Genomic DNA, 23,650 nt, shown 5'->3' on the forward strand with positions numbered 1-23,650 from the left:
ATGCGGATTAAGTGAAGGTTCTGGGGGCATAGATGTTTCTGCATGTGCTAAACCAAGAGAGGAACCGTGGATAACGAACTGCAGGAAATCCTTGCGGCGGCGAAAGATGTCGCTGTTCGTTTCAAAAAGCTAACCGGCAAACCACTGGGAATCACTGGTGAAATTGCAGAGTTCAGCGCCGCCAAGCTACTCGATTTAAAATTAGCCGAGGCAAGACAAGCTGGTTACGATGCCATTGACCGCGCGGGACGAAAGGTCCAGATCAAGGGCCGTTGTTTGCCACAGAAACCTGGCTCGGGCCAAAGGCTGGGATCTATTCGCCTTGACCATGAATGGGATAGCGTCTTGTTGGTTTTGCTGGACGACAGCTATACAGTTATCGAAATGTGGGAGGCAGACCGGCAACCAATCGAAGCAGCAATCCGGGCTCCCGGATCAAAAGCAAGAAATAAACGTGGCGCCTTGGCGGTGAGGCAGTTCAAATCGATTGGGACCAGAGTATGGCCTGTGAGCAAGCCGTGACAAACGACAGTTTCGAAATTGTATCTTAGCACCCTGTTCCGGTTTTATTTCACATTGTGTAACCTCTGAGGACAGGTGGCCCCGTTGCGGTGGTCACGGGTATCCCCATTGGCCCAAGGTGGAGTAAATATGAGCTTAGGCAACAATATCGACGATTCAGACTTTGAGCGTTCTCAAATCCTGTATGAAGCAGCGGTACAGATGGAAGTGAATGGGCTTCCCGATGAAGATGCCCTGAGAGTGGCGAAACAACTGATAGCCAAACGTGCAGAGGCTGAGAAATCTGGGGAAGTGGTCTCGGATGAGCAGGGTAACGCAGTGTCGTATCACGACTCTTCTTTGAACCCTGAACCTGTACCAGAATCTCAGCGTGGAGCAGTTAACAGTACTTATCAGAAATTGTGTGAGAGCGAGGGCGTTGAATCGATTTGATCGGTTCGGCTGGTCTCCAGCCCTTAAAGATGGCGCCACGACTCAGAACAACTCGTGGCGCTTGGTTAGCTGGGCAAGATGGTTAACAAAGTGGGATTACGTCGAGGCTGTAAACCAAATTGTGTAACTGCCCACGACTGAGTAATCTTTTCAAAAGTATACCATCGTGGGTACGCAATTGGACCAAGAAAAACTCAAAGCCATGGCCGCCGAGCTGGCCAAAGACATCAAGTCTGAAAAAGATCTCGGAGCCCTCACACAGCAGCTGGTCAAGCTCACCGTCGAGACCGCACTCAACGCCGAACTGGATGAGCATCTTGGATACGAGAAGCACGCTCTTGAAGGCCGTGGCACCGGCAACAGCCGTAACGGCTATTCTGCCAAGCGCCTGAAGGGCCAACACGGCGAAGTACCGATACAGGCTCCTCGGGACCGGGACGGTTCCTTCGAGCCTCAGTTCGTCCGTAAAGGCCAGTCCCGCCTGACTCAGATGGATGACCAGATCCTAGCGCTTTACGCCAAGGGCCTGAGCACCCGAGACATCGTAGACGCCTTCAAGGAAATGTACGACGCCGACATCTCGGCGACTCTGGTGTCCAAGGTGACGGAGCGTGTGATCGATCAGGTTCACGAGTGGCAGAATCGCCCTGTTGATCCGATCTACCCCATCGTCTATCTGGACTGCATCGTTCTGAAAATTCGTCAGGACAAGAGGGTCATCAACAAGTCCCTATACCTGGCCCTGGGTATCAACATGGAGGGCCAGAAAGAGTTACTGGGCCTCTGGCTGGCCGAAACCGAGGGTGCGAAGTTCTGGCTATCGGTACTGACGGAACTGAAGAACCGTGGTTTGGAGGACATCCTGATCGCCTGTGTGGATGGCCTCAAAGGGTTCCCGGATGCCATTGCCGCTGAGTACCCCCAAACCAAGGTGCAACTGTGCATCGTGCACATGGTTCGCAATTCGCTGCGCTACGTGTCCTGGAAGGACTACAAGGCTGTGACGTCCGATCTGAAGCAGATCTATCAGTCCGCCACGGAACATGAAGCCCGGCAGGCACTGGCGGCCTTTGGAGAGCGCTGGGACAGCCAATACCCACAGATCTCTCGTTCCTGGCAAAGCCACTGGGAGAACCTGATCACCATCTTCGAGTACCCGCCGGCGATCCGGAAAGTGATCTACACCACCAATGCTATTGAGTCACTGAACAGTGTCATCCGCAAAGCCACCAAGCGCCGGAAGCTGTTCCCAAGTGATGACTCGGCCCTGAAAGTGGCCTTCCTGGCGATCCAGCAGGCCTCAAAGAAATGGACCATGCCGATCCGTGATTGGAAGCCGGCATTGAATCGCTTTATTATCGAATTCGGTGACCGCCTGGACGGCCACCTGTAATGGGGTGGGCAGTTACACAGATTTATTTACAGGCTCATTACGTCACAGAGGACAATAAGATCTACTATGATCATCCCACCAGAAAGTAGATGTTTCGCAAGCCTGGTGCCCGGTTGAAATGTCGTCAACCTCAACTACATCTTCCCTGTTAAAATGCGGTGCAATAGTTCCGAGTTCCCCGAATGATTGAACCAGTTGCAGTCCTTTGAGTTGTTGAGTGACAACTATGAGCCATTGTGCAGTCGGTGAATCGCGTCGCGCTTTGGTTGAGTAGCCTGCCCAGTTGACAACCTGCTCTTTTACTTCTTGTGGCGCGCCTTGTATGCGTTCAACGTGAACCTCTGGTGTGTAATGCTCCTGCAATGCAAGCGCCCATGCCTCTTCCCAGCGCCTTTCTGACATGTAGTTGTTGCCCGCGAACATTGAGGGCCTGACCAGCAAAAGACAGTGGAAGTGAGGGTGTGCGGTCGATGGATCTGACCAGCCAACGCTGACTTCCGTATACCGAATGGCACCGAGCACGTTTTTTTGCCAAAACTGCCTTCTCGTCATGCGATAAAATGCTTGAGCCATTTTTTTTATTGTCTCTCGAAGATTCCAAGTCTCGCAGTTCCTGACTGTGAACGTCATGAAAAGCCATTTTCCCTCGGCAAGTTCGGGCCTGTAGTCAAAAAGCTTATGCATCTCCGCGCATGCTCTCTGGGAACGTCGCCATTGGCAGATAGGGCATTGCCGCTGTTTGCAGTAAAACGCAATAGGCTTTGGGCTAAAGGGGGAACTGTACGATAGGGATACTCGCTCAGCACACTCTAAGATTTTGCCCCCGGAACGCTCAGTTAGCGGATTAGTGAGTAAGATATGGCCCACCCACTCTGCTTGGCGCTTCAAGTAGGTTAGGTTATCAAGGTCGGGGTCGTGATTATTGATCATGGTCACTGGTTTATCTCCAAATTAGGTGTTTCAGATTTATTTGGTTGAAGTGGCTGCGCAGGGTTAATTGGCACTTAATTGTCGAGGCAATCGCGTGATTTGGTATGGTATGGTGTTGATATTTAGTGGTTTTGTGATGTCGGATAGTTGACTAATAATAAATATAAAGCTGGAGGACTGATGTGCCTCTCAAGCTATCAGGGGGTCGTTCTCTTCAATGCTGGGTGGGGGGATCAGTGAAATTTATGGTTCCTGGCATTGATTAGAACTGCTATGCAGCGGGAAGGGCTTCGGAAACGACTACAAGCCGGTTAGACTGCAGCGTCGGATGAATCATTGGGCTCTTTTCTGCTAAACATCTGCCTTTTGAGGGTATGCTGCGCCTCCCGTACGTAGCCACGTTCAGACGATCATGAAGGCCTGTAAAAAATGATCTACGGAACTCTACCGGCGTCTACGCATTTCTCTCTTGCTGCGGGAGTGTGTTCTGGTGATTATTCTGCTCCACGGAGTCAGTGGCGAGGCCTTCCGATTAACGATAGGGGGCGTCGAGTTCGCTCGCAGATAGCTACGCACGGCCGATTCAGTCTTAAGGAGTTTGTTTTTGATCACCGCCTATCACGCAAAATACTACGCTCATGAACTGACGCGTCGGCATGCTGTTGATGGTGTGGACAGGCTGTCGCAGTCACTCTTTGACGCAAGTGTTGATCTTAACCCGCACCAGATTGAGGCTGCGCTTTTCGCAATCCGCAACCCCCTTCAGCAGGGTGTTCTGCTTGCTGACGAAGTAGGTCTGGGCAAAACAATTGAAGCTGCTTTGGTCGTTTGTCAGTTGTGGGCGGAGCGCCGACGCAAGTTGCTGATCATTGCTCCGGCCAGCTTGCGCAAGCAATGGGCGCAAGAGTTGCTGGAAAAGTTTGCTGTGCCAACAACGGTTCTGGACGCTGTTGCGCTCCGCAAGCAGTCTGCTGGGAGTGCTCTGGATACTCTTCAGCGGATGGTGGGAAAAACCGTCATCATCATGTCCTATCAGTTTGCTGCGCGGCTGGAGGCTGAACTGCGTGCCATACCCTGGGATGTAGTGGTTATTGATGAGGCTCACAAGCTTCGTAATGCCCATCGCCCGAGTAATAGAACTGGGCAAGCGCTTCGCCGGGCATTGGAAGGCCGCAAAAAACTTTTGCTCACAGCAACACCCCTGCAAAACTCCCTGATGGAGCTTTATGGCCTCTCAACCTTGATTGACGAGCACCTGTTCGGCGATGAAAAGGCTTTCCGTAAGCAGTATGTAAATAATCCGAGCGGTCTTGAGGAGCTGCGAGGTCGCTTGGCCGCCTTCACTCAACGAACGCTGCGTAAGGATGTGCTGGAGTATATTCAGTACACCGAGCGTCATGCTCTAACCCAGCCATTCAGTCCAACGGACGAAGAGCAGGCCGTCTATGAGCGCGTTTCAGCATTTCTTCTGCGGGAAGACTCGTATGCTTTGCCCAAGCGCCAGCGTCATCTAACGGGTCTGATTCTTCGGAAATTGCTCGCCTCCAGCACCCCTGCAATCCTGGCGACACTTTCGACTATCTGCGCGCGGCTTGAGCAGATGTTGGATGATGAGGGGGATGCTGAGAAGATTAATTTGATTGAGCAGTGGGTCGAAGAGGATGACCTTGAAACTGATTATCTCGAGGAGGATCAGCAAGAAACCCTTGAAATTGATAATGTCGTTTCAGGTGATCTAGCCGCTCCGGATTCGACGGCGGCAGGCCCTGAGCAAAAAAAGCAGGCGATACGACAAGAGCTTGTTGAATTAAACGAAATCATCGCGCTAGCCCAGGGCTTGAGTGGTGATACCAAAGCGCAGTCACTGCTCACAGCGCTCAAGCATGGTTTTAGCAACATGGCAGAGCTTGGCGCTCCCCGCAAAGCTATTATTTTTACTGAATCCAAGCGTACTCAAGAATACCTTTACCAGTTTCTGGCGACGAATGGTTATGACGGCAAACTGGCCCTTTTCAGCGGAACGAATAATCACCCAGACACCACGCTTATCTATCAACAATGGCTAAATGAGCATAAAGGGTCAGACCGAGTGACCGGGTCGCCCCAGGTAGATCGCCGTACCGCCTTAATTGATCATTTCCGCAAGGATGACGGGACTGGCGCGGACATTATGATCGCCACAGAGGCTGCTGCAGAGGGTGTGAATCTACAATTCTGCGCGTTGGTCATTAACTATGACTTGCCGTGGAATCCGCAACGAGTAGAGCAACGCATTGGCCGCTGCCATCGATATGGTCAGCGTTATGATGTTGTTGTGATCAACTTCCTCAATACAAGGAACCAAGCGGATCAGCGCGTGTTGGAACTGCTGTCTGAGAAGTTCAACCTGTTCTCTGGTGTCTTTGGTGCATCAGATGAAGTGCTCGGTCGCATTGAAAGCGGTATCGACTTCGAAAAACGTATTCTCAAAATTTATGAGACTTGTCGTCATCCGGATGATATCGAGCAAGCGTTCAATTCCTTGCAGGCAGAGTTGGAACAAGCGATAAATGACCGCATTCAAGAAACGCAGAGCCAGCTGCTGGAGAACTTTGATGAAGACGTACACGATCGTCTGAAGTTACGCCTAAACGAGGCGGAAGCTCGCCTGGATAAATTGGGCCGCTGGTTCTGGGGAACGACGCGCTTTGCACTGGAAAAGCATGCACGCTTCGACCATGACAGCTATGCATTTGCTCTAAAGCAGTCTCCGGAGAGTATTAGCCCCCCGGTCGCTCCAGGACGCTACCAACTGATTCGTGGAGCAACTCAGCCCGATATGCTTGCTCATGCATACCGACTTAGCCACCCTTTGGGCGAGTGGACAATTGAGACCAGCTTGTCGGCCCCCACACCAATGGCGCAACTGGTTTTTAATTACAGTGCTCATGGTGGCAAGATTAGTCTCATCGAAGACCTGCTTGGACAATCCGGCTGGATACGACTTGACCGGCTTGAAGTTACGGCATTTGAAACCACTGATGCGCTGCTATTTTCTGGTTTGACTGATGATGGCCGCACACTTGACCAAGAGGCCTGCGAGAAACTCATGGCCGTAGAGGCCTTTGACCGTCCGGAAAGAGTGAATGGCCCGCTACCCCCAGAATTAGACGCCAATGCTGAGCGCTATATCGCTGCAGCTGTTGCAGAGATACTGGAAATCAACCAGCGCCTTTTCAACGACGAACGAGACAAGTTAGAGAAGTGGGCTGAGGACAAACTGGTGGCTGCAGAGGAAGTGCTCAAAAACACGAAAGCTCGAATTAACCAGCTTAAACGCGACGCTCGTAAAGCGGCGACCCTCCAAGAACAAGCTGGTATTCAGCAGGAGATTTCATCTCTGGAAAAGCAGCAGCGCCGCCAACGGCAGGAAATCTTTGCCGTCGAGGATGAAATCATCGATAAGCGAGATCAGCTAATCGAATCGCTGCAACAACGTTTACAGGAAAGAACAGAAACTACTACTCTCTTCACCCTTCGCTGGCAAGTGGTGTAATACCCCCCCGGCAAGTTACCCAGGGAAATAACCTTTAAGGCTTGAATCATGAGCGCAATGAATAACGCTAAATTCCAGGAACTCGTTGCCAAGCTGCGCGAGATTTTCCAGATTGACCGCCCAGAGCTAGATTTTGGTATCTATCGAATCCTCAATGCTCGTGCCGATGAGATTAATGAGTACCTGGAGCAGCGCCTGCCGGAAAAGGTTCAAGCAGCACTTAGCAGCGGTAATGAAGCTCAGCGAGAGCAGGTTGCCCGTGAGCTGAAAGAAAAAGAAGAGCAGTACATCGCCGATGGGGTCGACCCTTCCACTGTCCCCAAGGTGCAGGAACTGCGCAAAAAGTTGGCCGAATACAGTGCCGGCGCTTCCGAACACGAAAACGCCGTTTTCTCGCATCTACTGGCGTTCTTTTCTCGCTACTATGACAGCGGCGACTTCATCAGCCAGCGACGGTACAAAGGCGATACCTACGCCATTCCCTATTCTGGGGAAGAGGTCATGCTGCACTGGGCTAATAAAGATCAGTATTACACCAAGAGTGGCGAGAACTTCTCCAATTACAGCTTCAAACTGGAAGACGGCCGAATGGTGCACTTCCGCTTAGTCACAGCAGATACCGCCAAAGACAACCGCAAGGATAATGACAAAGAGCGTCGCTTCGCCCTGGTTCAGCCAAAAACAGTTGTTCGCACTGATGATCGGGGTGATGAGTATGAAGAAGACTTGATCCCAGTCGAGGAAATCGGTGGCGAAGATGGCCAGGAACTGGTCATTCGCTTCGAATACGCACCTCAGACCAAAGGAACCAAGCAGGAAACATTGGTTAAACAAGCCGTGGACGTGGTGTTGGATAACAGGGAGGTTAAGGCTCGCTGGCTGGATCTAGCTAACCGTGCACCTACTGAAAAGAATCCCCAGCGAACCCTATTGGAGAAGCATCTAAGCGACTACACGAACAAGAATACCGCTGATTACTTCATCCATAAGGACCTGGGTCGGTTTTTGCGTCGGGAATTGGATTTTTACATCAAGAGCGAAGTTATGCACTTGGACGACGTGCAAAATGCGGAGGCTTTTTCTGAAATCGAAAAAAACCTTCGCATGATTCAGTGTCTACGGATCATAGCCACAGAGCTAATTCAGTTCCTTGCCCAACTAGAAAATTTCCAGAAGAGGCTGTGGCTGAAGAAAAAGTTTGTCGTTTCGAGTCACTACTGCATCACATTAGATCGCGTGCCAGAAGAGTTTTATCCCGAAATTGTGAAAAATGATCTCCAGTGGGAGCAATGGAAGAGGCTTGGGGTCTGGGGTGGTTTATCTACTAGGTCGATAGAAGAACTGAAAAACGGAAAGTACCGGATGGTGGACACGAGCTTGTTTGTCGATGGCTTTAAGCATCGACTGCTTGCCTCTATTGATGCTGTTGACGAAAAGCTTGATGGGGTGTTGATTAATGCCGACAATTTTCAAGGCCTCAGCTTCCTGCAAGGTAGTTTTTCTCAGAAATGTTCCGGCATTTATATAGATCCTCCGTATAACACTGATGCCTCTCCGATAGTCTATAAAAACGGTTATCAGCACTCATCTTGGGCCAGCTTATTTGCGGATCGGATGAAGCTTGCTCAAGATTTGTTAAAGCCCGATTCGTCGATCTGTGTTGCTATTGATGATTTCGAGTATCCCCAACAATACTTGATAATGGAAGGTGCCTTAGGTTTTCGCCATTCAGCTACGGCGGTTATCCGAAGTAAGCCTCAGGGGAGGCCAACTGCTGCGGGTTTTTCTGCTAACCATGAGTACGCCGTATTTTGGTCAAAGGTGGAAAAACCGTCTATTGGACGCCTTCCCCGAATTGGCTCGAAAGCAGACCGCTATCCGTACACCGATGAGAAGGGAATATATTCTTGGGCTAACTTCAGGAAGTCGGGAACGGATTCCAACCGCATTGATAGAAAAAAGTCATTCTACCCGGTTTATGTAGCAGGTAAGTCTATCCGGGTGCCAGAAATGGTTTGGGAGGATGATCGTTGGATTGCCCTAGATGATCCAACTGAAAACGAGGTTGCGGTTTGGCCGGTCGACCCAAGTGGTAATGAAAAAGTGTGGACTTGTTCAGCAACACGCCTGCGCACTGAGCTAGATGATTTAAAAGTAATCTTAGGTGATGATGGCTCTATTGAATTGCAGAAAAAATATCGACCAAATCAAGAGGGCGCTCTGCCAGGGACATGGTGGGATAGGCCCGAGTACTCAGCTAGTGAGAGTGGAACAAAAGTTCTGAAAAATCAGTTTACTCAGAAGAGTTTTGACTTTCCCAAAAGTATAAACCTTGTGATTGATAATCTTCGTGTTCTAAATATAGACGGAAGTGGCATCGTAGTTGACTATTTTGCTGGCTCTGGAACAACCGGTTGTGCAGCAATTGCTCTGAATCGAGAGGATGGGGAGAACCGAAAGTACCTTTTGATAGAGCAGGGGGAGTACTTTGATACAGTTCTTAAACCGAGGCTCCAAAAGATCGTTTACTCTGCTGATTGGAAAAATGGGATACCAGCAACGCCTGAAACTGGAATTTCTCATTGTTTCAAAGTCCTCGAGGCTGTAAACCAAATTGTGTAACTGCTCACGACTGAGTAATCTTTTCAAAAGGATACCATCGTGGGTATACAAGTGGACCAAGAAAAACTCAAAGCCATGGCCGCCGAGCTGGCCAAAGACATCAAGTCTGAAAAAGATCTCAAGCTAGAGGGCTACGAGGACACACTTAATAACCTGCAGCTCCGCCGTGACCCTCAACAAAATAAGACCCTTAGCCTGCTCGATCAGCCAGCCATAGATGACTACTTGCTGCACTATATGCTGGATGTAGAAAGCCGGGGATCGCTGCTGTCTGTTGAGGATTTCAAAAAGCCTTTTGATTACAGCATGAACATCGCCGTTGATTCAGCGGGTGCCTCCGAGGAAACCAAAGTCGACCTGGTGGAAACCTTCAACTACCTGATTGGCCTGCATGTAAAACACATGGATGCCCAGCCAGAGAGAGGTTTTGTTACCGTCACTGGCACCCTGCCTAGTGGCGAGAGCTGTTTGGTTCTGTGGCGCGATTGCGACGTGCTGGATTACGAAGGTGTTACTCGTTTGTGCGATAAGCTAGCGATTAACCCTGCCGACAATGAATTTGATGTGGTCTATATCAACGGCGATCACAACATTCCCACTGTGCTGACTCAAACCGCCGAAGAGGGCGGAGCCACTCGCGTGCTCAAACTGCGCCAGATCGAGCCCGAGTTTCTGGACCGCATGTTCTCGGCAGGAGATGCGGTGTGAGCAAGAATAAACAGAAACGCAGCTTCCACCAAGAGCTCGTCCTTAACCGTTGGATGTTGACCTTTTTCAACACGGAAAAGTTGGCTGATTTGAAACTACGCCTGGGTGATGGCCGGCATGAGGGTATTGACGATGATGGCCAGAGCAAATTTTTTCATGAGCTGATGCGTGGCCTGTTCAATCCTAATCTGATTGCCGAAGCGGATCTTCGCCGATACGACCTGAACATCGTCGGCTATTGGAAACAAATTACTGCCGAGCGAAACAAACTGGAAGGCCATGAGCTGCAGCTGAAGTACTTCCAGTATTTATCGCTTCTGTTCAGCGAAATCTACCTGCACTGGTACTTCAACAAAAGACAGGCCTTGCTCGACGGTGTGAACGAGCAAATGGCTCGCTACCGGGAGGAAAAAGGCGCTGAACCTTTTCGTGACTTCACGGCGGATGACCTGAACAAGGTGGCGTTTTGGAACGCGACAGGTAGTGGTAAAACTCTGCTGCTGCACGTCAACATCAAGCAATATCTGAATTACTTTCAAGCAGGTCACGCAGACGCGCACCCGGACAAGATTATTCTTCTTACACCGAATGAGGGGCTGTCTCGGCAGCATCTGGAAGAGCTCACACTGTCTGGTTTCCCGGCGCAGCACTTTAATAAAAACCAAACCCTGAAGTATCCCGGCATGGTCGAGGTCATCGACATCAACAAGTTGGGTGACGACATGGGCGACAAAACCGTCGCGGTCGAAGCCTTCGAGGGCAACAACTTAGTCTTGGTGGATGAGGGTCACCGGGGTACAGGTAAAGATGCCACGGCTTGGATGCGCCGCCGTAACGCCCTGGTGCAGGGGGGCTTTGCGTTCGAGTACTCCGCTACCTTTGGGCAGGCCGTTGCCAAAGGCTATACCGTTGAAATGGCCGAGCTGGAGATCCAGAAAAAGCGTGCAAAGATGCTATTTGGCACGACTAATCTAAAAAAGCTGGACGATGGCCAGGTCGCACAACTGGCACTGAGCCAGGACGAGAAACGCATGGCCCGGGTGACAGCCACCCGAGAAAGCTATGCCAAATGCATTCTGTTCGATTATTCCTATAAGTTTTTCTATGAGGACGGTTACGGCAAGGAATCGCTGATTCTAAATATGAACGGCGAGGCCTACGAGCAGGAAGATAATGCAGCCAAATATTTCACAGCTTGCCTGCTGGCCTTCTATCAGCAGCTTTGGTTGTGGAGCAACCACAGGGATCAGCTGAACGACTTCAACATTGAAAAGCCACTTTGGGTGTTTGTTGGCAATACGGTGGCCGGCGAAGAGTCGGACATACTTGAAGTGGTGAAGTTTCTGGCTGACTTCTTGAACAATGATGTACGGATAAAGGTTTGGCTTGCGGATTTGGTGGCAGATAAGGCCCAGATTTTGGACGCCAAAGGAAACAACATTTTTAAAGGTCGCTTTACGCCCCTTATGGGCTTTGTCGATAACATTGACGCTCTTTACTCCGATATCCTTCAAAGGGTGTTTAATGCCAGGTCACGACAGCGACTGAAGCTGGTGAATATCAAGAGCAGCAAGGGCGAGTTGGCGCTGCGTGTTGGTGATGAAGAGCCATTTGGTTTGATCAATATTGGTGAAGATAGCAAGTTCTTCACTCAAGCTGAGAATGACGACTCGTTCGACCCTGATCGTGATGACTTTGGCGGCGCGCTGTTTGGCACACTGAACAACAAAGATAGCCAGCTCAATGTGTTGATCGGTTCACGCAAGTTCACAGAAGGCTGGAGCAGTTGGCGAGTGTCCACCATGGGATTGCTGAACATGGGTCAGGGCGAAGGTTCTCAGATCATCCAGTTGTTCGGTCGCGGTGTACGACTCAAGGGCAAGAACTTCTCTCTCAAGCGGACCACTCCTCAGGAGCGCCCTAAAGGCGTGCATCTGGATAAGCTGGAAACTCTCAACGTGTTCGGTGTGCGTGCCAGCTATATGGCAGCGTTTAAAGATTACCTGCGCGAAGAAGGAATTACGCCGAGCGACGAGATACTGGAGCTGGACTTCCCGACACGGGCAAACCTGCCAGCCGGCAAGCTGAAGACACTAGCTCTCAAAGACGGATACAAGGATAACCAGAAGCTTGGTTTCAAGCGCACGCATTATCCCTGGCTCTACGAAGTTCCAACAGAGTTTGAGAATAAGATCAAAAGCCCCCATGTGGTTTTGGATTTGTACCCCCGTGTGGAAGCTCTCAGCACAGAGCGTCGCCCGGGTACCACTGCACCTACTGAGGCTCGCCACAAGGGTAAGCTAAGTGCTGATCTGTTTTCACTATTTGATTGGGATCGAATTTATCTGGCCTTGCAGGAGTACAAAATTCAGCGCAGCTGGAGCAACCTGCGACTGGATCGCCAAAAACTCATTGATTTCTGTTCAGGCTCCGCGGACTGGTACACGCTGTTTATTCCGGCGACCGAACTAAAGGTAAGAAGCTTCGGCGATGTTAATAAGCAGGAAGATATTTTGATTCGCCTGCTGATTGATTACACCGACCGTTTCTATAATGCTTTGAAGAAAGGTTACGAAGGTCAGTTCTACGACATTGCCCATATCGATGAAGACCATGGGTCGATGCTCAAGCTTTATCAATTCGAAATCGACAACAGCGATGACGGATTGGCTTACCTCAAAAAGTTGGAGGTTCTGAAACAGCTGGTGGCCGATGGAAAAATCGGTGAAGCGAGCCAATGGAATGCGCCACACATGGTGGCTATCAGTTTTGATCGCCATTTGTACTACCCCTTGCTGGCACTTGAGGATAAGGAAGCGGTGCCCCTGAAGCTTCGCCCCTTGGGTTTTGATGCACCTAGTGAGTGGCAATTTGTTCAGGATCTGGAGAAATTCTATCGGTCACCGGAAGGCAAAGAAGTGATTGGAGCACGCAGCCTGTACCTGCTGCGAAATGCCGATAGCGAAAAGAAAGGGCTTGGTTTCGCTCTTGCGGGCAACTTCTATCCGGACTTCCTATTGTGGTTGGTAGACGAGGCGACGGGCCAGCAGTGGCTGTCTTTCGTTGATCCTAAAGGGCTCCGAAATCTAGATCTCTCGCACCCCAAGCTGGGGCTCTACAAGGAGGTCAAAACACTGGAGCAAACTCTTGGAGCCCATGCCAAGCCTGGCGAACCACCTCTGACCTTGAATGCTTTCGTGTTGTCACCGACCAAGTTTTCGGATTTGCTGAATGTGGGAGATCCGACGCAGAAAGGTGAGTTGGAGAATAGACACGTGTTGTTTATGGAAGACGGAGGCCAGTCGTATCTCAATAAGCTGTTTGCTAGGCTTCAGTAAAAAATGATGTCGAGCGGTTCCGCGAACTATCTCGTTTAATGGACTTAATGATTGGGGAAAGGGATGCACCTAAGCACAGTCAGGCTAAGGAATTATCGCCGCCTTGCGGATGTTAAGATCGATCTGGATAGTGAAATCTCGATTTTTGTAGGGGCGAACAACAGCGGCAAGACGTCTGTTGCGCACGCAATGCACTTCTTTATCGGTGGTGCCCGGGATCGGTTCAGCTTTCACGACATCAGTGCAAGCCGCTGGAGTGACATTGACGCTTTTGAGGCGGGCCAGGATGGAGCTTCACTTCCCACTCTTTCCATCGATCTTTGGTTTGAAGTTGAGCAAGCTGACCTTCACCGCGTAATTGATCTTCTACCCAATCTCCACTGGCAGGGATCGAAAGTCGGTGTCCGAATTGTGTTTGGACCACGCAATGAGGACGAAACGTTGGCGCGCTTTCGTGAAAGGCATGCGCACGCTCAAGAGGCGGTCGCTGGCTTAAACGAGGCAGAAGAAGAACCTTATATTGCTCCGCCGAGGTCGTTGCGTGAGTTTCTGGAAGAGGGCATCCAGAAAGAATACGAATTCAAATACTTCGTTCTTGACGAAAACCAGTTTAACGATGATTTGGAACCAAACGAAGGTTACGAACCACAAGAGCTGCTGCGAGATCAGGGACGGACAGGGAAGGATATTGTTAATACATTAGTTAAGGTCGATTTCCTGCACGCACAACGCCACCTTTCAGATAGTGAGGGAGGCAGCAGGTCAGAGGAGCTTTCTCGGCATCTCAGTCGCTACTATCAAAGAAATTTAGAACGTCATGGCGATGACTATAACGCGATTAGAGCGCTCGCAGACTCCGAGACGTTGCTAAATCAGCATCTTGAAAACGTATTCTCAGATACGCTTGGTCGCCTGGCGCAGCTCGGATATCCGGGATTGAACAATCCACGCCTGATGATCAAGTCGGCGCTAAATCCTGCGACAGTAATGAGCAGTCAGGATGGTGCCCATGTTCACTATGCCCTGAATAACGAGGGCCTAACTCTACCCGATAAGTACAATGGTCTTGGTTTCAAAAATCTCATCTACATGGTCGTCGAACTGCTCGATCTAAATGCCCAGTGGCTTGGGACAGAAGAGAGAAGACCGCCTCTGCACCTGGTTTTTGTTGAAGAGCCAGAGGCTCATATGCATGCCCAATTGCAGCAAGTTTTCGTCAGCAAGGTTCTGGAGATTCTGTCGGCCGAAGATGAAACTCCTGATGGCTTTCATACCCAATTAGCACTGTCAACGCACTCACCACATATTCTGTACGAGCGTGGCTTTCAGCCCATCCGCTACTTCCGACGCGAAGGCTCTGGGGTCGAGCAGGCATCTAAAGTCCTCAACTTGTCAGAATTTTACCGAACCACGGCCAATCCGAGCCGAGATTTCTTAGAACGTTATTTGAAGCTCACACATTGCGATCTTTTCTTCGCTGACGCGGCAGTGCTTGTCGAGGGTAATGTCGAACGATTGGTCATGCCGCTAATGATCGACAAGGCAGCGCCTGGCCTGAGATCTTGCTACCTTAGCGTACTTGAAATCGGCGGTGCTTACGCTCATCTGTTCCGCACACTCATTGAGTTCCTCGGAATTACTACACTGATCGTTACCGATCTAGACAGCGTCAACGGGCAAGCCGACGGTGAAGATGATGCCGACACCGATGAGGATGAAGATGGCGCGGGTAGTACCTGTATTCCGGAAAAGCCGGATGCCGTGACTTCGAACCAGATGCTTGCCCAGTGGCTGCCTGGCAGAAATAGGATCGATGAGCTCCTGGATATGGATGCGGCGGGGAAGACCATCCCTGCTGACCCATACGGATTAGGGGCAATTCGTGTCACCTATCCTTGCTCGGTCGATCTGACACTTAACGATGAGCAGTTGCAGCGGGCTGGCCGTACACTCGAAGTAGCTTTCGCCTTTGACAATCTTGAATGGACGCAGCAAGCCGCCAATGCTGACCTGAGGCTACGGGTGCGCGCACCGCAGAATCTTGAACATCTCGCAACGCGGCTCCATGAGAAAGTTCACAGCTCGGGCTATAAAAAGACGGATTTTGCGCTTGCACTGCTTGCAAAGGACCCGTGCGCTTGGAATGTCCCTCGCTACATCGCTGAAGGGCTGCAATGGCTTGAAACAGTTCTTGGCGTAGCGATTGATGACGACGAGCAAGAAGGTGAGGGGGCATGACAAGTCGTATCGGTAAACCCAATACGGAAACTGACACGTTACTTCATCAGCGGCTTGTCAGTGACGGGAGCCGGCATTTCGTGATGGTCGCTGGTGCGGGTTCAGGTAAAACCACATCGTTAGTCAAAGCTCTTGCGCAGGTGGAGCGTACTCGGGGACCGACTCTGCGCCTAAACGGGCAGAAGATCGCTTGCATCACCTACACAGAGGTAGCCGTCGAAGAAATTCGAGGTGACGTAGGGACTGACGAGTTGTTTCATGTCTCTACTATCCATAGTTTTCTATGGGCCATTATCAAGCCCTTCCAAAATGACCTCCGGAACTGGGTTCGGGGCCGACTGCAGAAGAAAATTTCTGACGAACAGGAGAAGATCGATAAACCACGAACCAGAGAAGCAACGAAAGTCCGTTCTGCTGAAGCCATAGAACGCTATCGTCGTCAACTTACCGAAATCGATTCGGTAAAGAATTTCCGGTACGGAACTGGCAGTGACTACGCGAATGGTGTCCTCGGCCATAGTGATATCCTGAAGATGGGGCCGGAATTTATCGCAGGATACCCGCTGATGCAGACCGTTTTGACACAGCGCTTTCCGATCATCTTCGTTGACGAAAGCCAAGATACGGAACCGGCCTTTGTAGAGGCTTTGCGCCACGTGGCGCGCGCCTTCCCCTTTGGCTTTTGCCTTGGTTTTTTCGGTGATCCGGTACAGAAAATATATATGCAGGGTGCTGGTCCGATACCACCAGAAGATGGGTGGGAACTTCTTGAAAAGCCCGAAAATTTCAGGTGCCCGCAGGCTGTACTTCGCGTCATTAATCGAATTAGGGCGGAAGACGACGGGCTTCAGCAAACACGGGGACGGCACATTGCTATAAACGGCGAACAGGTTGCTGTCGAAGGGTCGGCTAGATTGTTGATTCTACCTGCAGATGACCGGAGACAGGAGCGGCTGGAAAATGTCCGTCGTTGGCTGGCTGAACAGGACGGTGACGAAGGCTGGCTGGAAGAAACCGACGAGGATTCATTACGGATGTTGGTGCTGGTGCACCGAATGGCAGCGGCGCGGCTGGGATTTCCCGCCCTTTACAGCGCGCTCAATGACAAATCGCCAGAGGACTTAAGTGCCGGTTTGGTTGATGGAACAGCCTGGGTCGTGCGTCCCTTCATTTCCTACGTTTTACCATTGGTCCTTGCGCGGCGCGAAGGGAGAGAGTTCGAACTTATGTGCCTGCTTCGCAAATACTGTCCCCTTTTGCAGCCTGATGCTTTGGCCTATGGAACCGCAGTCGGGCTACTGAATGATCTGCAAGTACGGGTCGACGAGTTGGTTGCCATGTTGCAAGCCGATAACGGTTGGCGCATCGGTGATGTTATGCGTTTTATAAAGGAAAACGATCTGATGGTTTTCGATGAGCGTTACGTCAGTTTGATCGATTTCTACGCAGTCACTACTGATCCAGTTGCCGAACCGGCAACTGAGAACGCCACATTGCGTTTTATGCAGTGCGATGCTTCGGAGCTGTGGGGATACAGAAAGTACATCGAGAAGCTCTCTCCCTTTGCCACTCAGCAGGGGATCAAGGGAGCCGAGTTCGAAAAAGTTATCGTCGTAGTAGATGATGAAGAGAGTCGAACAAATACGTTCTCCTACGGCAAGTATTTCGGTGTTTCGGAGCCATCAGATACCGATCGTGCTAACACTGCTGCGGGTAAAGACTCAGTCATCGATCGAACACGACGCTTGTTCTATGTTTGTTGCTCTCGGGCATTATCCGACCTTGCCGTAGTGGTGTTCACTGAAGACCCAGTGCGGATGCGGGATGCGTTGATCGAAAGAGAATTCTTTGAACCCGAATGCGTCAAAGTCTTCGATTAATCGAGGGTCATTTTGCGCTGCCGCTCCAGTGCCCGATCAGGACCAACCATGAATTAGGGGCTGACATACCCTCAAACGTCGCAGGAGTATAAATGGTGGCACGACGCATTTCGCGGAGCCAGCTATTGGGCTACCTCGATAAACTATCTCGAGAAGAAGCCCTGTCTGAGCCCAAACTGTATCAGGCTGCAGACCAGTTTGCGCTGGACATCGACCAGCTGATCGCCAACGCCACTCGGTTACATGTCCGTCGTGACATGGTCAGATATCTGGGGGTAAATAAAGACCTTCTGGCAAAGTGGCAAGACATAGCAGAGGAACGCCACGAGGTTCCCCGGATTGACCAGTCCAGCCTGGGCAACAGCCACGGCGCTCGCGTCAGCGGCGCGATGGTCACTGTCCGTAGCGCTCGCCAGCCACACCCTCAGGTTGTTATGGTGAGCGATCAAGGCGATATCAGCGCGCCATTGGGGAGCGCTCCTGCTGCCCGACTGGTCATCGTGGAGAATCTTGAAAACTTCCTGAGCCTTGACGGCACGTTGTCACTTTTTCCGGCCTGTGGGCTAAGTCCGGCCTGGCAGGACGCTGATATCCTCTACGGAAGTGGTAATAGCATCACGAACATTCTCCTCACCCCTTTTTTTCAGCAGTACCAGGAGATCGGCTGCCTATTCGACCCGGACCCTGGTGGTATTCGCATGTGTGACACGCTTTATCAGCGCGGAGACCTTCCTCCCCTTTATTTTCTTGCACCAGCAGACCTTCGGGAGCGCCTGAGTGCTTCCAGGCGAGAGATCACCATGAAACAGCGCCAGCAGTTGGCCACTCACATACGCCGTTCACCGCCCTGCGCTCATGTAGCTGGCCTGATCCGCACTATGGGTAAGCACCTCGAACAGGAAACCTACCTTCTCCCCCTGTCAGCTAAGGAGGCCCCCGATGAATCTGGGCTTTGATACCTTTGATACTTTCCGCTTCAAGCAACTGGTCTTCGTTAACAGTGCGGCCTATGCATACACCCAGATTCGCATCGATCAGCACACAGCGCTTTTTGGCGAGAACAACCTGGGCAAGACCTCCATGCTCAACGCCCTTAAGCTGTTTCTCCTGCCGGAGGTCAATTTCCGAAACTGCGGCAGCAAGTTCAACTTTCGGGGTACCAACGGCAATCTCTACGACGGGATGGCGAGCTTTCGCTACTACTTCCCGGAAGACCGCGCCTTCATCATACTTGAGGCTGAGAACCCCCACGGTGACTTTTGTATTGTCCTGCATCGTGGCGGTGCCACCGATAAGATGGAGTACGCCCGCCTGGTGGTGCCTTGCCCTTATGCAAGGCTCGAAGCGCTATTCTGGGATGTCGATGCTGGCGGGGACGGCGGAATCGGCGCTCCGGTCGAGAGCATGACCCTGCAAGGGGTGAAAACGGTACTGCGTGAGATGGGCGGTGAGCCGCTGGGTGACCCGAAAACAATTCTGGAGCGCCTGTTCACCAACCAGCCCTATGACAAGAAGGCCGGACGTTACAGCCTGCTCCCCCTGCGTAATGGCGCCGGCAAGCGAGAAATGGATGCATGGCGCAAGCTCGTGCACCTCGCATTCGATATCTCCGCGTCGGACGAGCGCACCTTGCCGGATACCCTGGCTACCATCATCGAGGGCCAGAAGAGCCGGAAAGAAGAAGAGTTGCAGCTCGACCTCAATGCTATCGTAGAAGAGGCATACCAGCTTCGTGAGGAAGGCGACCGCATCACTCGCATCCGCAACGCCTCCGACAGCTGGAACAAATTCGACGAAAGGTTCCAGGTTGAGACGCAACTGCGCAGCCAAACGGCCAAGGCGTATGCGGATCTTAATGAAAGTGTTGAAATTGAGGAGGAGCGTCTGAAGGAGGCGCTGGAGACAGCCTCCCGCGCCCTCACGGAGGTCGAAAACCGAGCAGAAGCCCTTGATAGAATCAAGCGCGACTGCGATAAGGCGGTCACCAAGACCGATGCCGAGGTCGGGGCCAACCGGAGGCTGGTAGAGGACCTACGCAAGGACATCAATGCGGCATATGCCACTCTGAACGAGTTCCCTGACGGCACGCCTCGCCAGGAAATCATCAAAAGCCTCGATGAGCATATTGACCAGCAGTCGCAAACCATCAAGGGCTACGACGACAAGGCTGTAGCCCAACAGGATTACACCCGGACCTGTGAGCGACTGGACAAAAATATGCGCATCGCCAAACAACTGGATGAGCAGCTCACCAATCGCACCCCAACCCTGCTGGACGACCTCACCGTGAGTGATGCCAGTATCTTAAACTCCCTGAACCGCTCACTGGGCACCACCCATGGAGTGCTCACCCAAGAGCAGAAACAAGCATTCACTCAGTTCAGTCAACAGTTTCTGTCAGAAGATGGCCACTTGGTGTTAGGCGACCCTCAGGAGGGCATCGCTCTAAGTGATATTCGCTACCAGGAATATAACGCCGAAAAAACCCGCGAAGACCTGCAGGGCCGTTTGGACGAATTGAATGCAACAATTGCCCAGGATAAGAAACAGCGCGACAAACTCTTGGAAGAGGCGACCATGGGCCCCGAGGAAATAGCTCGGCGCCGCAACCGGGCAGAGAAGGAACTCAGCAATGCTCAGAAGGACAAGAACGCGCTGAACGCCCTCGATGCTAATCTACAGAAGTTGGATAGCAAAGAAGGCGAACTGCGGGAAAAAGAGGAAACACTTGAAGAGCTAAAGCGCCAGTACGGCATAGCTGATGTCCAGTGGAAGGAGGCGGATGAAAAACGCCAGAAAGCGGCGCAGGACCATAAAAATATTCACGGTCAGGCACAGCAGACGCGATCGATCCGGCAGCGCCTCGACCGCATCGGCAAGGATGCCAACAATGTCTTCGAAGGGCGCCACAAGGTGATCGAACCGACCCCTTGCGAGGTCAGCGAGGCCAATATCGAGGCCCTTGAGAGGAGTGTCGATGAGCTGAGCGCCCAGCGCAACAAGGTTCACGATCAGCTCCGTAAGCTGCTCACCATGAGCATCCTGCCCAACACAGACAGCCAGGCCCACCTCAGCTCTTTCACCAGTGATCAGGTGGCCGAGTTCCACGAGCAGCTCAAGGCGGTGTTCGACAACCTCGACACCCAAGAGGCGAACTACCGCCATCAGGTCGATCGCCACAATAAGACCACACACTCCCAGGTCGAGATCCTGCGCAGCGCCAAACAACTGGTGGCCGCCTTCATCAGCGGGATCAACGCTGAAATGGGACAGTTCTCGATTTCTGATCTGGAGGAGGTGCGGGTGGACTACAAGCTTCACCCACGCTTTGAGCAGCTCCTGGCCGACCTTGAGAAGGCCGATCTCCTAAGCGACGAACTGCAGGACAACAAGGTCTACGAACAACTGAAGGCCTTCCAGGCCGATTTTTTCAACGCGGACGCCCGGCGTACAGGCATCCTGCTCAGCCTCGACAAGATCCTGGCTGGCGTGCATTACAAGTACCGAAAACGCGGCGAGGAAGGCTGGACGACGAATGCCCAGTCTAATGGCACGACCATGATGATCACTACTAACCTGCTCTCGGTGCTGATGTCGCGCCTGATGGACGGTGACGCCCAGGTGACCATGCCACTGGTCATGGACGAATTTGGCTCTCTGGCCACCCAAAACATGCGCACCGCTCGCCAGATAGCCGAGCAGCACGGCTACTGCCTGTTCGTGGCCAATCCCAACCGAGACTCGAAGATTACTCAGGTGCTCGGCAACTACGTCCACCTCGGCCTGTTCCATGCCACCCAGGCCTATGCAGAGAACCGCACTGTCGTGCACCACGGCCTCTACGAGTCACTCGCCCGCAAGGGGACCCTCACTAGACAGGCGGCAGACACCCAGATTGAAGGACCGCCCCTTTCGAAAGAGGAAGCTGACCTGTGAATATCAAGTCGCCGTTCGTGCTCAAGCAGATCATCGAGCACCGTCAACTCTTCACCCAACTGGTGGCGTACATAGAAGAACACGACGGGGATGTAGAGATCCCCTCCAGGCTCTACCGTTTGATTGTTCGCCAGGCTATCCAGACAGAAGCAACCCAGGGCAATAACCGCGAATGCGAACGCCTCCGCTACACCCTTTCGGAAGAGAACCTGTTGCGTGAGCGGCTGATCATCAGGAAAGATCCTGCTCGCGGCACATTGGTGCTGGCCCCCTTCGTCGTCGACATGCTGCGCCACTTTGATATCGGGCGCATGCGAGGGTTGAGCCAGGCAGAGCTTGAGGATCTACGTGACGGCCTCAACCAGAGCCTATCGGCCTTCCAAGAGAGGCCAATCGACCTGAAAAACGACGATTTCACAGATGAGCTGCGCCTGCTCAGGCGTCGGATACAGGACACTCTCGGCAAGATGCAGGAAAGCATCGCGGCACTCGAAGCTCAAGGGGATCACCTGGCGGATCAGGTGGAACAACAGGACGTAGGCAGCCTCGAAGGTGCGGCGGAAACCCGCAAGGCCCTAGAGAATATAAACCATATCTACCAGCGATATATTCTGCCAGCACTCGAATTCCTAGACCCCAAGACACGTTTCAAGAAAGGCGTGCCGGCGATCACTGCTATACGCCGAATCGCTAGACTAGCCGGAGAAAGTGGCCATCCGGCGCTTAATGAGGAGATGCAGCTCTCAGCCAATGCCATACAGAGCTATGTCAAGGATATCGATTCTCTGCGCCTTTCACTTGAGCGCTATGTTCGTCAGGATCGGCAGCAGCGACAGCAATACGACGCCATCGAGCGAGCCTTCAATACCATCCGGCTCGCCACGGAGGAGCGTCACGACGATAGCTTCCGAAATCTCTACATTCCCGTTCGTCACGCTGCCATCCAGTCTCCAGGTACTTTCTTGGGAATCAAACGCATGCGCTTTGCCCGCCTGGACTGGCATGACATCGACCACAGGGCAGATATTGAGGAATTCACAGATCGGCGCATCAAGGAGCTGCGCAACCAGCTCGATAAAGCCGGCTCTGTTACGGTAGACCCGGCGCGAGCGGGTCGCTCAGAGGCCGAGCTGCAAGAACAGTTGCGCCAACACGAGATCCAGGCGCTACTCGAAACGTGGACGATCCCGGATGATTGCCAAGACCTCCACGCCTCTGTTCACGAATACTTAGGCGGTCACCTTGAGAACTACACCCTCAATGACCTTCTCGAAGCCCTGGACTGGGTAATGGCTCTCCCGGACTTCAAGTTTCATGCCCGCTTCCAACACCTCGAAATTGCCCACGGTGAGTTAGCGCTGTCATATCACCCCCTCATTCCCCGGGAAGCCCCGACCCAGGAGATCACCGCATGAGCGACATCCCCCATACTCAAGAAACAAATCCTGGACGGCCGGTCGTGAATCGTCGCTTGAGTCAGGAAGCTTTTCGCAAGTTGACTGCGGGCCAAGTCATCAACCAAACCCAATATGTGAATGGTCAGTTAGCCCCCAACCCTCTGTTCGATGAGCTCTTCAAGGAGCGGGACCGATATTACGTCGAGGCCTACGCCAACATGGGAATGGAATTGGTTCAGCGCCCCGGGTTCTTCTACGTTCGATCTCTATCTGAAGCGCAGAATGATGATGACACCAGGGATCATGAAAGCACTGGCGCCATCCGCCAAATTCAGGGGGTACTATTGGTGCTGGGTCGCGGCGTGCTTGAGAAGGGCTTCATGTTCGAAGCACTAACGCTACCTGATGCCGGCATCTCTCGAGAAATCCTCGAAAACATCGGTAACGATCCGATCTTTAACCAGATTCTTAAGGCATGCAAGATGGATCAACCGCTCCCCGAGGCGGCAAAGGTGGCTCTGGTGGACCGAGATATCGCCTACTTCAACGTGAAAGGGAACCTGGTGCTTGCCGAATCCGGGAAGGCGTTCTTCGACGACCTTTTCATCGAATATCAGTCCGGCGAATAGGCATCAGAGGGATGCTCTCCGGATGAATCGAGGATGATTCAGTAGCGTAATTAATCCGAGCATTTAAGGTTTGGATTGCGGATTAGGGCG

At 52.1% G+C, this 23,650-nt stretch carries 14 protein-coding genes; 13 read left to right on the top strand and 1 reads right to left on the bottom strand.

Annotated elements, in window-relative coordinates; translation table 11 throughout:
- The first annotated feature begins 66 nt into the window (after positions 1-66).
- From FIV08_RS05910 to FIV08_RS05920, 3 genes are all read left to right on the top strand, one after another.
- On the top strand, positions 67-522 hold the full coding sequence (locus tag FIV08_RS05910) for a DUF6998 domain-containing protein (RefSeq protein ID WP_152437681.1): 456 nt from the start codon (positions 67-69) through the stop codon (positions 520-522).
- A gap of 129 nt (positions 523-651) precedes the next feature.
- Positions 652-954: a hypothetical protein gene (locus tag FIV08_RS05915; RefSeq protein ID WP_152437682.1), complete on the top strand. Its 303-nt coding sequence runs from the start codon at positions 652-654 to the stop codon at positions 952-954.
- A 178-nt stretch (positions 955-1,132) separates the two neighbouring features.
- Positions 1,133-2,347, top strand: coding sequence for an IS256 family transposase (locus FIV08_RS05920; RefSeq protein WP_152439549.1), 1,215 nt, complete (start codon positions 1,133-1,135; stop codon positions 2,345-2,347).
- A 42-nt stretch (positions 2,348-2,389) separates the two neighbouring features.
- Here the strand turns inward: FIV08_RS05920 and FIV08_RS05925 are convergent, their stop codons facing one another.
- Positions 2,390-3,277: a protein rep gene (locus FIV08_RS05925; RefSeq protein WP_228715537.1), complete on the bottom strand. Its 888-nt coding sequence runs from the start codon at positions 3,275-3,277 to the stop codon at positions 2,390-2,392.
- Positions 3,278-3,881: 604 nt separating this feature from the next.
- Between FIV08_RS05925 and FIV08_RS05930 the strand changes: the two genes are divergently transcribed.
- From FIV08_RS05930 to FIV08_RS05975, 10 genes are all read left to right on the top strand, one after another.
- Positions 3,882-6,812 carry an SNF2-related protein gene (locus tag FIV08_RS05930; protein ID WP_152437684.1) on the top strand — a complete coding sequence of 977 codons (2,931 nt, stop codon included), beginning with the start codon at positions 3,882-3,884 and terminating at the stop codon, positions 6,810-6,812.
- Between the two features lie 48 nt (positions 6,813-6,860).
- Positions 6,861-9,434: a site-specific DNA-methyltransferase gene (locus FIV08_RS05935; protein WP_152437685.1), complete on the top strand. Its 2,574-nt coding sequence runs from the start codon at positions 6,861-6,863 to the stop codon at positions 9,432-9,434.
- Positions 9,435-9,509: 75 nt separating this feature from the next.
- On the top strand, positions 9,510-10,142 hold the full coding sequence (locus tag FIV08_RS05940; RefSeq protein WP_216646175.1) for a hypothetical protein: 633 nt from the start codon (positions 9,510-9,512) through the stop codon (positions 10,140-10,142).
- Positions 10,139-13,480, top strand: a complete 3,342-nt coding sequence (locus FIV08_RS05945) for a DEAD/DEAH box helicase family protein (protein ID WP_216646176.1) — start codon at positions 10,139-10,141, stop codon at positions 13,478-13,480. The genes FIV08_RS05940 and FIV08_RS05945 overlap by 4 nt, the downstream gene beginning before the upstream one ends.
- Before the next feature lie 63 nt (positions 13,481-13,543).
- A complete protein-coding gene (locus tag FIV08_RS05950) occupies positions 13,544-15,718 on the top strand; it encodes an ATP-dependent nuclease (protein ID WP_152437686.1) in 2,175 nt (724 codons plus the stop codon).
- Entirely contained in the window at positions 15,715-17,598 is a 1,884-nt protein-coding gene (locus FIV08_RS05955; protein WP_152437687.1) for a UvrD-helicase domain-containing protein, read from the top strand. The genes FIV08_RS05950 and FIV08_RS05955 overlap by 4 nt, the downstream gene beginning before the upstream one ends.
- 92 nt (positions 17,599-17,690) lie before the next feature.
- The gene (locus FIV08_RS05960; protein ID WP_152437688.1) at positions 17,691-18,554 is read left to right on the top strand and encodes a hypothetical protein; all 864 of its coding nucleotides are present in this window, start codon (positions 17,691-17,693) and stop codon (positions 18,552-18,554) included.
- Complete coding sequence (locus FIV08_RS05965; protein ID WP_152437689.1) at positions 18,538-21,534, top strand: hypothetical protein; 2,997 nt, start codon at positions 18,538-18,540, stop codon at positions 21,532-21,534. The genes FIV08_RS05960 and FIV08_RS05965 overlap by 17 nt, the downstream gene beginning before the upstream one ends.
- Positions 21,531-22,949 (top strand): hypothetical protein, encoded by a 1,419-nt coding sequence (locus tag FIV08_RS05970; RefSeq protein ID WP_152437690.1) that lies wholly within the window; start codon positions 21,531-21,533, stop codon positions 22,947-22,949. The genes FIV08_RS05965 and FIV08_RS05970 overlap by 4 nt, the downstream gene beginning before the upstream one ends.
- Positions 22,946-23,560 (top strand): condensin complex protein MksE, encoded by a 615-nt coding sequence (locus FIV08_RS05975; RefSeq protein ID WP_152437691.1) that lies wholly within the window; start codon positions 22,946-22,948, stop codon positions 23,558-23,560. Before FIV08_RS05970 ends, FIV08_RS05975 begins: the two co-directional genes overlap by 4 nt.
- Positions 23,561-23,650: the final 90 nt, after the last annotated feature.

The sequence above is a fragment of the Marinobacter sp. THAF197a genome, assembly GCF_009363275.1.
In the GTDB taxonomy this organism is placed as follows: Bacteria; Pseudomonadota; Gammaproteobacteria; order Pseudomonadales; family Oleiphilaceae; genus Marinobacter.